The following is a 13,395-nucleotide window of genomic DNA, read 5'->3' as shown; positions in this document are numbered from 1 at the left end:
ACATCGCAGGAACCCCTCCCTGCGGCTCAACACCGCCTCGCCGCGCCCGTCCTAGTGGCTCTTGATGTGGTCGGCCAGAGCCATGGCCGCGCCTTTCGGGTCATCGGCCCTGTAGCGCTTGTTGGCGTTCTGCCACGAGTAGTACAGGCCGCCGTATCCGACGAAGACCATCACCGGCAGTCCCGGCTCGGGCGTGTGCACCAGCAGGGCACTGTTGCCGTCTCGCAGCTCGGCATTGATGCCGTGATCGATGAGGTGGTCCCGCAGTCGAACGAGCTTGTTCGTCTCGTCCTGCTTCGCCAGATCACCCATCGCCATGGCCATGATCGAATTCACGTTCCGCTCCCTTCGGCCCGGCCGTCTCCGAGGCAGTCGAGACACGCCCGCTCCCCACCCATCTCTTGATCCGTACCGTCCTGCGCCACGAGCAGCGCACGACGCGAAATGCGCAGCTTGGACCCGACGCCCCGACACGAAGGGCAAGGGCGTGTCTCGCTCATCTCGTCTGGCCGGATCACCGTCGCCATCTCCTCGTCCATCCGGCGTTCCCTGTGGCGGGAGGCCGCTTGACGTACCGTGGTTGATTGATGGCAAGTCCACCGGCAAACAGAGATATGCAGGACCCCCGAGCGGCCCCCCTCTTAGCCCCTTTTCGCCCCCCTCGGAAAGCAGGTTGGATATGGCAGAGGCGACGCCCAACGTTCAACTCCGCGCATGGCGAGAGAACGCGCGTTTGACCCGAGCCGAAATGGCAAAAATGGTCATCCTCAGCGCGAGCGGGGTCAAACACAAGCTGGCCTGCGACGAGGAGCGCATCAGGCGTTGGGAGGCCGGCGAGGTCAGGTGGCCTCGCGAGCCGTACCGCCAGGCGATCGCCGAGGTCACCGGACTGAAGCCCGAAGACCTGGGTTTTGTTCCGACTCGGCGCAGCAGCTCGTTTACGGTCAACCTCGCCAATCGTGAGGAGAATGACAGCGTGCGACGCCGTGAATTCGTCGGCTTGACAGGGGCCGCTTTGTTCAGCGCCGTCCTGGGGCAGCCGGAAAAGCCGCTGGACACCAGCCGCCATATCGAAAAGCTGGCTACCGTTCTGACCGACTACTCCACGCCCATGAACGGGCCGGTTGACTTGAAATCCCTTTCCGCTGCTGTCGTGGCGGCGAAGCAGAACTATCAAGCCTGCCGATATGCGCAGGTCACCGAGGCTCTGCCCGCGCTTCTCCGCAGTCTCCGCGTCGCTTGCGCCCAGTCGGACGGCGACGCCCAGCTGCAGGCTCATGCCCTGTCAGCCGAGGCCCATCACGTGGCCGCCTCCATCCTGCTCAAGCAAGACGACAAGGGCCTCGCCTGGCTCGCCGCAGACCGCAGCATTCAAGCCGCGCATGCCAGCGGAAGCCCACTCATGATCGGGTCGAGCTCTCGCATCATCACCCACGCTCTGATGGACGGCGGGCACCACCGGGCAGCCACCGAAGCGACACGTGCGGCAGCCGTACGCATGGACGCCGACATGAGTGACCCATCACCCGACGACCTGTCCATCTACGGGTCGCTCTTGCTCCGTGGAGCGGTCGCCGCAGCACAGAGCGGCGATCGGCACAACATCGCCGAACTTCTCGACGAGGCCGCACAGGCAGGCACTCGACTCGGACACGACGGCAACCACATGTGGACCGCTTTCGGGCCGAACAACGTGCTGTGCCACCGCGTCAACATCGCGCTGCGACTGGGCGACGCGGGAACCGCGATCGAGCACGCACGACACGTGGAGATCGACAAGCTACCGATCAACGAGCGCAAGGCCACGCTTCTCCTCGACACCGCCAGCGCCTTTCTGATGTGCGGCAAGCACGAGCAGGCGTTGCACATCCTGCGCGCCGCTGGAGAGATCGCGCCCGAGGAGGTCTCAGGGCGGGAAGCGGCATTGCGGTTGGTCCGTGACATTCTGGCCACAGCGCCCATCAGTGTGCGGCGCGAAGCTCGTGAGTACGCCGAATCTGTGGGAGTCATCGCGTGACCCAGCCTGGCAAGGTCCTGTACATCATCGTGTGCGCCGCCGGACCGGCCGCAGATGTCGGCCGCCTCGTCGCCCTGGCTCAGGACGACGGATGGACTGTCCAGATCATCGCCACCCCACCGGCACTCGACTTCATCGACGCGCCAGAGCTGGAGCAGCAGACCGGCCGTCCTATACGCAGCCAGTACCGCAAGCCGTCCGAGCCCAAGTCGCCCCGAGCCGACGCCATCATCGTGGCCCCCGCCACGTACAACACGATCAACAAGTTCGCCCAAGGCATCGCCGACACCTACGCTCTTGGTCTGCTATCGGAGGCGCCAGGTCTGGGTATCCCGGTCGTAGTCCTGCCGTTCGTGAACAGCGCACGTGCCTCGCGAGCCCCGTTCCTGCGCAGCGTCGAAGACCTACGCGCCGAAGGAGTGCGCGTCCTGTTCGGCCCCGGCCAGTTCGAGCCACACGCACCGAGCACGGGCGGGGAGCAGTTCGACACCTACCCGTGGAAACGCGCACTCAGCGAACTTGCCGAATTGAGCTCATAGTAATCAAGGGCGGCGCTCCGCGCCGCCACGCGGCCCGAGCTTGCGGGCCGCACGCTGCGCGTGCGGCCTGGGGGCCGTTCTCGCGCGCGCCCGTGCTCGGGCCGCGCTGACGGAGATACACCGTCCAGATCCAACGGCAATCACGGTCAGGTCGAGCATTCCGCCAGACCCAACCGCTACGCGGCCCTTCCGAGGGCTTCGCATTGACGTCGGCCGCTCTACCCTCTCGGTTCTCAGCCGATACAGCTTCAACCTGATGCCTCCGGCGGGGGCCTCGAGATCAAGGATGATCGCGACGAGCGGCAGGCTGTCAGTGGCTGAGGTGGAAGCCTGATCGTCCCGTCACCATCGCCCCAGGACATGCCCAGCAGCCCAGGGGCCAGAGGTGAAGGTCGTTCTTCCAGTGGGGAGCTCCACCTTCACCTCTGGCCCCCGGCCCGCTTCCCTGACGGGTGGGACGACGGTGACGGGACGATCAGACAGGTGAAGTCGGGGCAGATCCCGGGCGAGTTTGTCGTGCACGTCTGGAAAGATCGTCGAGATTGCCCAGCTATGAGAGGCTCACGTCCATGAGTAAGGCTACGGCGGCGACCTACGAGTGGCTCTATCAGGAGTTCACAGATGGCGTGGGAGAGACCTGGCTCTGCGTCAGCTTCGTACGGGATCTGTCCCCCGAAGAAGCCTTGCAACGGATCAACGTCATCCCCGGCAGTCCTTTGGTCGGAGAGGGATTCGGCGTCGCAGCATGTTCAGCACGTGGCGGAACAGTCCTGATCGAACAAGGCTGGGGAGGCATTGTCCACAACGAATCCGACATCCTGTCTGAGGGTTCATCCGCTGCAGCCGTACACGTAACGATCAATAGAGCTGACTTCGCCTATTACGAGGACGGCCGCCTGATCACTACCTTCGGCCTGTACAGCTACCGCTATCGTGAGGGCACCGATCCAGACCGCCTCGCGGCCGACGTCGTTGAGTTGGGGATGGCCATCGACGGCGACGAGCCAGGAATCAATGAGCCCACCTCAGCCGCCCTGGCCCTCGCGGAACGAGCCACAGGCGTTCACTTGCCACGTGCCGGTTACGGACAAACTGCCCTGGTCGGCTCAACAGAGCATCTCTACCCCTACGTGTAAGCCACGCCGCTCCACGAAGATCCGGAATATGCGCGGAATCGCTGCTCGGCTAACCGATCACCAGCGGGGCGGACCGCAGGTCACGAAACATCTCGCCGCTAATGGCTAGATCCACTTTTAATCCGTAGGTTCCGGGTTCGAGCCCCGGGCGCCCTACCACTCTGACCTGCAGATTCACCCACCCCTTGGTCAAAGAATCAAGAGGTGGGTCATACTTGGGTCACGCCTGGGACAAACCGACACCGCGAACGTTTCCCGACAAAACACCTATCGGGGCGGGCGGGTCGTTGGGCGACGCCGGAGTTGAATCGTCCGCTTCCGTAGCCTGTGACCTGTTCTCCGCGCTGTGGTCATTACCAGGCGTGCCGTTGCCTCGGCCGCCTCGTGATGGAGTTCGGGCAGCACCGAGGCGTAGGTGTCGGAGGTCAGCACGATGCTGGCGTGCCCGAGCTGGCCCTGGACCGTCCGCAGGTCCACATGCGCGGCCAACGCTGTGGAGGCGGCGCCGTGGCGCAGGTCATGTAGCCGTACTGGAAGCAGTCCGCTGGCGGTCACGAGCCTGCGGAACCGGTAGGTCAAGTAGTCCGGTCGGATCGGCTGACCGTCTTCGCGAGTGAACACCCAGCCCGCGGCATCGAGCCCGCTCAGACGCTGGCGTTGTTGATGGCAGCGCATGAGACGCATCGTTTCGGCGTCCAGGGCGATCGTGCGCTGGCTGGCCTCGCTTTTGGGCGGGACGACTTGTAGCCGGCCGTTGACGTGGATGAGCTGCTGGACGACGGTGAGTTCGCGGGTCTCCAGGCTGATGTCCACCCACCGCAGGCCGGCGAGCTCGCCGCGGCGCAGACCGCGCAGCGCGGCCAGCCACCACAGCGGGTACAACATGTCCTCGCGGACGTAGTCCAGGAACGCCGTCAGGTGTTCGGTCGTCCACACTGTCACCGCTGGACGCTGTCCCGTGGCCCGCCACACCGCTACCCGGCTCCGGGTCCAGACCTGGGCATGGGGACGCCGGGTGGGCGGCAGACGCAACCGGCGTGCCGGATTCGTGTCGATCAGACCTTCGCGGATCGCCTCGTTGAGTGCGGCCCGCAAGGTGGCGTGGATCCTCTGCACGGTGGACGGCGACAGTGCCTTGCCGTACCGATTACGCCGCTGAGCTAGGTCGGCGAAGAAGCGCCGTAGATCGACTGGTGCCAGCTCCGCGAGCGAGATCCGACCCAACCCCGGGATCAGGTGGATCCGCACATGATCGGCATAACCCTGCCTTGTACGTTCGCGGACAGGTTGAAGGGTGGTCAGCCAGCGGCGCAGCCACTGCGCCATGGTGCACGCTGCGCTCACCGCACCAGGACTATCGGCGGCAGCGAGTTCGTGGGCAGCTTGCGTGGCGTGCCCCGCTGTCTGGAAGCCGCCTCGCCGCACCCGCTCCTTACGTCCGTTTGGGCCCAGCACCTGGATCGCGAAGTACCACAAACCGTGACTTTCGTCAGCCAGGTCGGGGCACGCCCTGTCCTGAGCTGAGCAACCACACCGTTTGTACACCACCGGCTCACCCATCTTGCCCTCCTCCTCATCTGCAAGACGGGCGCATCAGGAAGACATGACGTCGTTCGGGCAATTGCATATCTCGCAGTTCCCGGCAGCAACAGCCGCCGACATGCGGCTCAAATGCCGGGCTACCCGGCCTGTTGCACCCCTGCTGAGCCACCATCCGTGTCACTCGCCCCAGCCAGCCTCGTCTCGGCGCTAGCACAGTTCAGTCCCGATCCCACAGACGGGGTTCGGGTCTGAGCAGAGCCGGTACGCAACAGACTCGAATCCCGGACCCGCGGATTAAGATCAGATGTCAGGAAGAGGCCAGGCACCATCTTGCGTTGGCTTCGGCGGCCTCGTCGCTGATTCCGGGACCGGGAGCACGCCAGCAGCGGCAAGGTCGGCCTGACCGATTAGCGGCCCCGAGCACACGTCGGCCAGTACCTGGTCCTGCTCGGGGTGCCTCAGGACGCATCCGGTTAGGACGGAGGGGTCTGTCCAGTTAACGGCTCTGTCTCGTAATCGGTGGTGGCGCTGGGTGATCTTCACTGCAGCAGGACGCGGTGGCGCAGGAGGTCGAACCCAGCCCGGCCGTGCATCTGCCGCATGATTCTCTTCGTTCGCGTGTTGACGCCTTCGGTTCGGCCGTTGTGATGCGGCAAGGTGATGCCGGCGTTCACAGCTTCGCGGTCGAGTTCGAGGCCGTTGGCGAAGCCGTGCAGGTGGGGCAGGTTAGCGGCCCGGGCGTCGGTGAGCCAGGCAGCGAGCTTGGCGTCGTTGCCTTCGGCCGGGAGGAGGAGTTCAGCGAAGGCACGGACCAGGCGAACGAGCTGGGCCAGTTCGGGGCAAGTAGCCGCGAGTTCCTCCAGCAGCTTGGTGTCGGCCTCACGCAGCTTGTCGGGGCGGGTGAGCAGGAGCCGAGCGAGACGCCGTGGTGTGATGACGGGCCGATCGCCCTCGGCTCGCCCTTGGGTGATGTAGCGGTAGAGCAGATTGAGGCTGCCCGTGTAACCGAGTTCCTTGATCTCACAGAACAGTTGGAGGGCCGGGACGGCTGGATCGGCGGCGCGCCGCTCCCGCAGGTGATCGCGGTAAGGATCGACGAGGGTGGGCCGGTAGCGTGGAGCGCGGCGCAGGGCCTCGGGCTCACGGGTGCGGGCGTAGCGTTTGACGGTGTTCCGGGACAGATTGAGGCGGCGTGCGCATTCCAGCAGGCCAACGCCCTTGTCCAGCAGGTGATGGATCTGCTGCCAGCGTTCCCGGGTGGTCTGCTCCCGGACACCGGCGGGCCGGGCCGGGTTGACCGTGGCCCAGCAGGAGCTGTGGGAGCGGATCTCGGCGAGGGTCTTGTCGCAGAGGTTTTTCCACACGTGCCACCTGTCGCTGACCTGCGTCGCGTCGGGCAACGCTCTCCGTATCGCCTCGCCGTAGGCACCTGACCCGTCCCGGCAGACGATCTCCACTCCGGGATGGGTACGCAGCCACGCCTCAAGGGCATCGGCGCCACGGCCTGGGAGAACGTCGATGCGCTCGCCGGTCTCGGCGTCGGTGAGAATGGTGGCGTACCGGTGGCGGCGCTTGAGAGCGAAGTCATCGACCCCGAGCACCCGGGGGATCCGCGGTGGCGGCAGCGGCAATCGCATGAGCAGCCGCAGCGCCGTGGACCTGGACACCGCGACGTCCAGCGCCTGTGAGAGACGAGCGCCCGCCCGGCCCGCGAGCTCTCTCACCACCGCTCCCAGCTGGCTTGTGAGCCTCCTGGTGCGCCGCTGGTAGCGCTCCAGCAGCCCCGGCACCTGTTCACGGAACGTTGCCGTGGGCATCCCAGCGCGGGGCAGACCAGGCGCCGTACTCTCACCGACACCACTACCCTCCGCCCGTCGACCGGGACGTCCGTGACTGTCCGGCCGCAGAAGGCGTGCACACGGTCGGTCAGCACCCCGCACACCGGGCATGGCACAGGCTCATCGCGAGTGCGGGCCAAGACCCGAATGAGGTCGGTCTCGTCCACTACATCCTCGATGACCAGGTCAGACAGCCCCGAGAACACCACGCCCACTAGATCGTTGATCTTCAGCACGGCTCAGGCTGGCAGGTGATCACTCAGCGCCACCACCGATTACGAGACAGAGCCGTTCTTCTTACAGTCCCACGAGCGGCGCCTTTGGGCCGTCAGAAAAGCATCGTCTGCTGCCGGCGACACGGTGGAGTACGAAGCCGCGTTGCTCATCGTGAAGGACTGCGGGCTTGGCCGACGGGTGATCCTCGGACGAAGCAAGACCGAGACGGGGGTCCTGCGGATCGACAAGCCTGCGGGGGTAGCTGATCGCCTCGGACTCACCGTCGAAGAACTTGTGGGGCTCAAAAATAGGATCCGATGTCTGACCTGCGGATTCTTGGTAGCGTTAGCTGGCGATCTGGTACTCGTTGACGAGACCGCCGAGTATGGGCCTGCGGTGGACCCGATGGCTTGCCAGGTCGACTGGCGATGGCTGTCCGGTTTCAGCTTGAGAGGGGCTTAGCTGGCCGAGGCCGCGGTGGGGTCGGGCGGTGTTGTAGTGCTCCAGGTATCGGGTGAGGATTCGGTGTAGGTGTCGCTCATTGAGGATGAGCGTGCGGTCGAGGAGTTCGCGACGTAGGGTGCCGATGATTCTTTCGCAGTGTGCGTTGGCTTTCGGGGCTTGTGGCGGGCTCCTGAGGACGCGCAGGCCCGCGTCGGCGAAGACCGTGTCGAAGGCATCGGTGAACTGGCCGGCACGGTCGCGGATCAGGAACTTGATGTTCGTCAGGTCGGTGTCCATGAGGAAGTTGCGGGCAACCTGGGTGGTCCATTCGCCCGTGGGGTTGGCGGTGACACCAAGCAGGTGCGCCGCCAACCACAGGCGATCGGCCGGCTCATAGCGCACCCGTGGGACCTGACGGCGCAGAACCGCGTTCTCGTGCCTGAGCACCAGCAATTCCGCCTCCTTGGAGACGTCACTGCGAAACAACAGCGCGGGCAGGGACAGCAGACGTCGAGTGACGGCGTACACCGTGGACAAGAGCACGAAAGATGATCCCAGGCAACCCGAACACCAGTCGCCCGCTGTCCCAGGAGCGCCCGGCCCGACCAGGCGATGAACCCCGGCGCTGGCGACGAATCGTGTTCTTGAGCCCCACACGCTGGAGCGGGTGGCCGACGAGGCGTGGGCGGGGCGGGCCGTACTGAGCTACCGCCTGTCGCAGGAGACGCCCTCGATGGACGCGCACAACCTGCACTTCTGCGAATCCACCATGAGGTCCGTGGTGGAGCTCCTCCACCGGCAGCTCGATCTGCCGGACGATCCGCGGACCCGGCTGGCGGGCGACATGCTCGTGGCTGCGTGGCGGGTCGCGGTCAACGGGTGGGCGGCCGAAGCGGGGGACCCGCCGTGCGTGCCAGAGCTCGCCGCCCGCTTCCACGACCCCATCGTCGCCCTGCCGGGCAGCCTCACTCTGACCGCCGACCCCCGGCCACAAGGACGCTGAGCGCACGCATCCCCCGCATCCGCGCTGACCACTATCCGGCACAGGTCCCTTTGGGGAAGAGGGGCGGGCACGGGTGGCGCAGTCGCACACCGTGATCTGGGGCGATGCCACTCGTTTGGGCTGTGTGGCGCGATTCTTACCGGCCGCCCAAGGAGCGGCGACTTCAGTGGCCCGGGGGGCGACCAGCACATCGGAGCCGGTCTGGCCTCTGGTGGCGGCCGCAGAGGCCGGCACGGTGGCCGGCGTCCAGACACGCAGCATCCGGCCGATCCCTCTGAAGGAGTCGATGACGGCCAGGCAGGCGCCGGTCAGGGGTCGGTCGGCGACAAGCACGGGCGGACGCCGGGCAAAGCTGGTCGGGTTGCGGAGTTCGGGGTCGCAGTCGTCCGAGCGCTGGGCTGCGGCGAGGCGAGCGACGGGTCACGAGTTGGCCAGGGCAACGCCGCTACTGAAGGCCTCGGCGGGTCGACCAGCGAGGCTGTCACACCGGGCCAGTCACCTTGGCGAGGACGACGGCGCCGCCACGCACGCTGATCCCCCGCTCGGCCCGTTGCGCGGTACGTCGCCAAGCCAGGACGGCGGGGATGGTGCTGCACCAGCACGCCGGACAAGCGCTCGCGCACGCCGTCACGCTGGCCGCATGCGGTGGGCATGCGAGGTGGTAAATGTGGATGTGGGTGTGGATCGTGCGGGCAGGCCTTGGCCGATCGCGTCAGGAGACTTTGGAACTCGGCACCGGACGCGGGCAAGCGATCGCTCTGCCGGTCGTCGGGAGCCTCTGTCAGTCCTTCGCGGTGGGACGGGAGACGCGGGTGACGGCGAGTCGGGTCGCCGTCACCCGGGCGTCGGGATGCTACGCGGGCGGCTGGAGGACGGTGACCACGTGGGTGGTGCTCGCTGGCTCGATGGTCGAGTTGCCGAACAACTTGACGATGTACGTGTGTTCGCCGGCCGTGGTCGGCGTATCGGAGAAGCTGAACGACCCGTCGGCGGCGGGGGCCAACTTCACCAGGCCCGTCGAGGTGCCGGTGCCGTCCGGGCTGACGACCTTGCGAGAGACGGTGATAATCGTCTGCGGGAAGGTGATGCCGTCGGCGCCGAAGGTTCCGTTGAATTCGAGTCGCTCGCCGACGTTGCCGGTCGCCAGTCCGGTCACGGTGAGGGTCGGCTGATACTTGGCCATCGTGACGGTCACCGAGGAGCCGCTACCCCGAAACCATGAGTTGCCCGGCCAGTACACCTGATACTTGAACGCTCCCGTGGACGGCGGGGCGTCGGTGAATTGATACGTCCCGTCCGCTGCCGTGGTGATCTCCTGGAAGGGCCGGGAGGTGCCGTCGGGGAGCCAGCGGTACAGCTCCAGGGTCTGCACGCCGGGCAGCGCGCCGGTGCTCAGCGTGAGCCGCCCGCTGAAGGTCAGCTGCTTGAGCGCGGTCGCCTCGAAGGGAGCTGTCATGGTCAGGGTGGAGGCATGGTAAGGCGAATGCGGCAGCCGCCACAGGTGCATCCGCCCGGTGTCGGGCTCCTTCAGCACCGCATAGGTGAGTACGCCGTAGAAGGCGATGCTGCCTGCCACCAGCGTCTTCCCCTGGTGGTCGGCCGAGTAGATCACCTCCGCCGTGGCGGGGTCGTACACCACGAGCTCCGCCGCGTCGCCCGCGGAGGAGTTCCAGCCGCCCACGACGTAGGCGCCGTTCGGGCTGGCCGCGACGGCGGTGGGGAGGCCGTGCTCGCTCAGCTCGCCGCTGTCGTATGCGCGTGTCTTGGCGTTGGTCGTCGTGTCCCAGGCGTCGAACCGGTGGGTGTCGGCCAGCGCCGACAGCGCCGCTGACCCGTAGTCGGCGAGGGCGAGGTCCCGCAGGGACGTGTCGGCGCGGATCTCACCGCGCGGGGTGGCCTGAGCGGTGCTGACGTCATACACGCTGATCGAGGTGGGGTCGGCTCCCGGCTCTCCCGCCACCAGCGTGCTCCCGGCGACGGCGACCAGCGGAGGCTGCGTTGCGCCAGACCCGACAGGGACGAGGGCGGGTGTCGACCTCCACATCTCTAGGGCGACGACGCCTCCTTCTCCCGCCTGTCCGCACCCGTAGCCGACCCACAGCCGCTCGTACGACTGGGCCAGCGTGGACGGGCACGGGTAGGCGGTGAGGCCGACCCGCTTGGTGATGGCGAGCGTGGTGATGTCGATCTCGATCACTTCATGCGAATCGCGCAGCGCCGCGTACACCTTCCTGCCGTTGTCCGCCACGGACAGGGCCACGGCACCGGACAGACCGCTGATCGTGTCGATGAGCGCGCCGTCGCTTTTGGTGACCACGATCCGATCGTCGGCGGCGACGAAGATCTTCCCGTTGTGCCCCACCACGTCGCCGCCCCTGTCGGCGGCGACGCCGAGGTCGATGACGGTCGCGGCGGTCGCGCCGGCCGCGGCGGTGGGCGCCTGAGTGACGAGCAGGACAGCCGTCAGGAGCAGGGTCCCCGCCCAGGCAACTAATCGGCGAGACACGGGAGTATGGGCAGAGGTTGATGGGCGCACAGGCACTCCGTTCTGGAGGAGAAGAGGAGAGGTGAGCACTCCGACATGACTACGGGACTCGCCTCCGCTGACGATCTTCGCTAATCGAACACATATTCGCATAGTGCGGGGTTGTCGTCTAGGGATCTTCGGCGTCGCGATTCGAAGAGCGGACTCGTCCCGCGGCCGTTGCCTAGAAGGCCAGTGAAGATCTTGTTCTGACGGCCTGTGGCTCTGGTGTGAGACCTGTGTTGTCAGCTGAGCTCTGAGGTCAGTGTCCAGGTGCTGTCTGTGCGGGTGAGCCCGAGATTGATCAGGGTGCGCGGGTTGAGGGCGGCGGCGCGGGTGTGGAGCCAGGGGTTGTTCTTGATGGTGCCGATGTAGCGTAAGCGCCGGTTGCCGCGAGCGGCGAGCCAGGCGACGGCGCGTTCGACGGGTGGCCGCCAGCGGCGGTAGCCGGCCTGCCAGTCCAGGTCGGTGGCGGCTTGGCGGCGCGCGGCGGCCTGCAGGTCGTGGTTCGGACGGCTCCGCACGACGCGGCCGTTCTTGGCCGTGATGCACCGGTGTCGCATCGGGCAGCCCTCACACAGTCGGCCGAAGGTGGCGCGTTTCTTGTCGGTGTTGCCGGTGAAAGCGGCGGCGTGTCCGGCGGGGCAGGTGACGGTGCCGGCGGTGGTGTCGATGGCGAAGTCGTCCAGGTCGAACCCGCCGGGCACGGCCGGCCGTAACGGGGCGGGTTTGATCACGAGACGATGCCCTGCCGAGGTCAGCGTCTGGCGGCAGGTTCCTGTGGAGTAGGCGGCATCGCCGAAGACCTCGACAGCGTCGTCTTCCTCGGCCAGCAGATCGGCGGCCAGAGCGGCTTCGTGGTGGGCGGCACCGGATCCTGGCCGCAGCGCCACCACGGTGAACAGGCCGGTCTCGGGTTCGACTGCCAGATGCGCTTTGAAGCCGTCCTGGCGGTGGCTGCGGGTCTTGTGCACATGCCGCGATTCCGCATCGACGGTGGAGATCACGCGGTCGGGGACGGTGCGCTGAGCGATGCGCCAGCGCCCGTCGCGGCCGTCGGAGTCCTCGGCCGGTTCGACGTCTTGGCCGGCGACCAGAGCCAGCAGGCCCACCGCAGTAGCGGCTTGCTCGTCCAGCGGCTGCTCGGGCAGACCGGCCAGCAGGCGGATGGCGTCGGTGACGAGGGCATTGACGAGCACGGCCCGGGCTTGCTCGTCGTTCCAGGCGATGCGCGGTTTGCCTGGATCGGCATAGTCGTGGGCGGTGCAGCAGGCGGCGGCGACCTGCGCGGCGCCGGGCACCTGGCGCATCACCCGCCGGATCGCGGCGATCAGCTGGGTGACGGTGTCCTGGGTGGCCACCGCGTCATCCAGCACCGTGGAATCCAGTGCCCGCCGCTGCCGGCCCTTGAGCACCCCGGTCGCCGCGATCACCTCACGAACAGCCTCAAAGATCCGGTTCGGCCGTTTGGAGCGGGCCAGCCGCCGCCGGAAGTAGGTCACCAGCGACGGATCGAAGGCGGTGTCGTGCAGCCCAAGCCCGCAGGCCGCCTTCCACCGCAGATCGCACCGCAACTCCGCTACGGTGTCGACGTCCGACAGCCCGTGCAACGTCTGCAACACCACCGCAGCCGCCAGGACCTGCGGCGGCATGCTGGGACGCCCGTTGGACGAGGGGTACATGTCCGCGAACATCTCCGCCGGGAACAATGCCTGGCGATGCTCGGCCAGGAACGCGAACACACTGAGCCCTTTTCATCCTGAGTAGCGGCCCTCTTCGATGAGCTGCAGGACGAGGATGGCCTGCACGATTGCGGTCGCTCGATGCGGGCAGCAGCGCAGCTTGGTCAGCACCTTCCAACTCTTCAAGGTCGCGACGGCGCGTTCGCCGATGGCGCGGATGCGGGCGTGGGCGCGGTTGACGTCTCGCTGGCTGCGGGAGAGCCCGGGCCGATGGCGATGTCGTTTGAACGGTGTCCGGATCGTGCCGCCGGCACTGGTCAGGGCGTCGATCAGGCCGACCGTCCGAGCAGCACTCATGTCGTGCACCGCTCCCGGTAGCGCCGGCGAGGCCCACACCAGCCGGCCCACCGGATCGGCCAGCAGTTGCACGTTCACCCCATGCTGTTTGTGTTTG

The 13,395-nt window shown here is 66.8% G+C and carries 9 protein-coding genes and 2 pseudogenes; 4 read left to right on the top strand and 7 right to left on the bottom strand.

Annotation, left to right across the window (positions count from 1 at the left end; translation table 11 throughout):
- Window positions 1-51 precede the first annotated feature (51 nt).
- On the bottom strand, window positions 52-336 hold the full coding sequence (locus ABFX50_RS36685; protein ID WP_346153069.1) for a hypothetical protein: 285 nt from the start codon (window positions 334-336) through the stop codon (window positions 52-54).
- 343 nt (window positions 337-679) lie between these two features.
- On the opposite strand from ABFX50_RS36685, the gene ABFX50_RS36680 reads away from it, so the two are divergent.
- The 3 genes from ABFX50_RS36680 (at window position 680) to ABFX50_RS36670 (ending at window position 3,692) form a co-directional block, all read left to right on the top strand.
- Window positions 680-2,017, top strand: a complete 1,338-nt coding sequence (locus ABFX50_RS36680) for a helix-turn-helix domain-containing protein (protein WP_346153067.1) — start codon at window positions 680-682, stop codon at window positions 2,015-2,017.
- Window positions 2,014-2,556 (top strand): flavoprotein, encoded by a 543-nt coding sequence (locus ABFX50_RS36675; RefSeq protein WP_346153065.1) that lies wholly within the window; start codon window positions 2,014-2,016, stop codon window positions 2,554-2,556. The genes ABFX50_RS36680 and ABFX50_RS36675 overlap by 4 nt, the downstream gene beginning before the upstream one ends.
- A 569-nt stretch (window positions 2,557-3,125) precedes the next feature.
- Window positions 3,126-3,692, top strand: coding sequence for a DUF6461 domain-containing protein (locus ABFX50_RS36670; RefSeq protein ID WP_346153063.1), 567 nt, complete (start codon window positions 3,126-3,128; stop codon window positions 3,690-3,692).
- 267 nt (window positions 3,693-3,959) lie between these two features.
- Here the strand turns inward: ABFX50_RS36670 and ABFX50_RS36665 are convergent, their stop codons facing one another.
- The 3 genes and pseudogenes from ABFX50_RS36665 to ABFX50_RS36655 form a co-directional block, all read right to left on the bottom strand.
- Window positions 3,960-5,252, bottom strand: coding sequence for a tyrosine-type recombinase/integrase (locus ABFX50_RS36665; protein ID WP_346153061.1), 1,293 nt, complete (start codon window positions 5,250-5,252; stop codon window positions 3,960-3,962).
- A 521-nt stretch (window positions 5,253-5,773) separates the two neighbouring features.
- Window positions 5,774-7,308, bottom strand: a pseudogene (locus ABFX50_RS36660) (ISL3 family transposase).
- 325 nt (window positions 7,309-7,633) lie between these two features.
- Entirely contained in the window at window positions 7,634-8,260 is a 627-nt protein-coding gene (locus ABFX50_RS36655) for an integrase core domain-containing protein (RefSeq protein WP_346153225.1), read from the bottom strand.
- A 139-nt stretch (window positions 8,261-8,399) separates the two neighbouring features.
- Here ABFX50_RS36655 and ABFX50_RS36650 point away from each other — a divergent pair, with 139 nt between their 5' ends.
- Complete coding sequence (locus ABFX50_RS36650) at window positions 8,400-8,735, top strand: hypothetical protein (RefSeq protein ID WP_346153059.1); 336 nt, start codon at window positions 8,400-8,402, stop codon at window positions 8,733-8,735.
- An 853-nt stretch (window positions 8,736-9,588) separates the two neighbouring features.
- On the opposite strand, the gene ABFX50_RS36645 is transcribed toward ABFX50_RS36650, so the two are convergent.
- From ABFX50_RS36645 to ABFX50_RS36635, 3 genes and pseudogenes are all read right to left on the bottom strand, one after another.
- Window positions 9,589-11,241 (bottom strand): YncE family protein, encoded by a 1,653-nt coding sequence (locus ABFX50_RS36645; protein ID WP_346153057.1) that lies wholly within the window; start codon window positions 11,239-11,241, stop codon window positions 9,589-9,591.
- Window positions 11,242-11,504: 263 nt separating this feature from the next.
- Window positions 11,505-13,013 (bottom strand): annotated as a pseudogene (locus ABFX50_RS36640) (IS1182 family transposase); the annotation flags it as partial.
- A partial coding sequence (locus ABFX50_RS36635) for a transposase family protein (RefSeq protein WP_346153055.1) occupies window positions 13,014-13,395 on the bottom strand: 382 nt, incomplete at its 5' end.

It is taken from the genome of Nonomuraea recticatena (assembly GCF_039533245.1).
GTDB classification, from domain to species: Bacteria; Actinomycetota; Actinomycetes; order Streptosporangiales; family Streptosporangiaceae; genus Nonomuraea; species Nonomuraea roseola.
Note: the sequence above shows the minus strand (reverse complement) of the source record. Positions and strands in the feature narration are given on the sequence as shown.

Bases quoted from the DNA above. Each gene is read 5' to 3' on its own strand.
- ABFX50_RS36680 (WP_346153067.1), top strand. From the start codon at position 680: ATGGCAGAGGCGACGCCCAACGTTCAACTCCGCGCATGGCGAGAGAAC.
- ABFX50_RS36670 (WP_346153063.1), top strand. From the start codon at position 3,126: ATGAGTAAGGCTACGGCGGCGACCTACGAGTGGCTCTATCAGGAGTTC.
- ABFX50_RS36665 (WP_346153061.1), bottom strand. From the start codon at position 5,252: ATGGGTGAGCCGGTGGTGTACAAACGGTGTGGTTGCTCAGCTCAGGAC.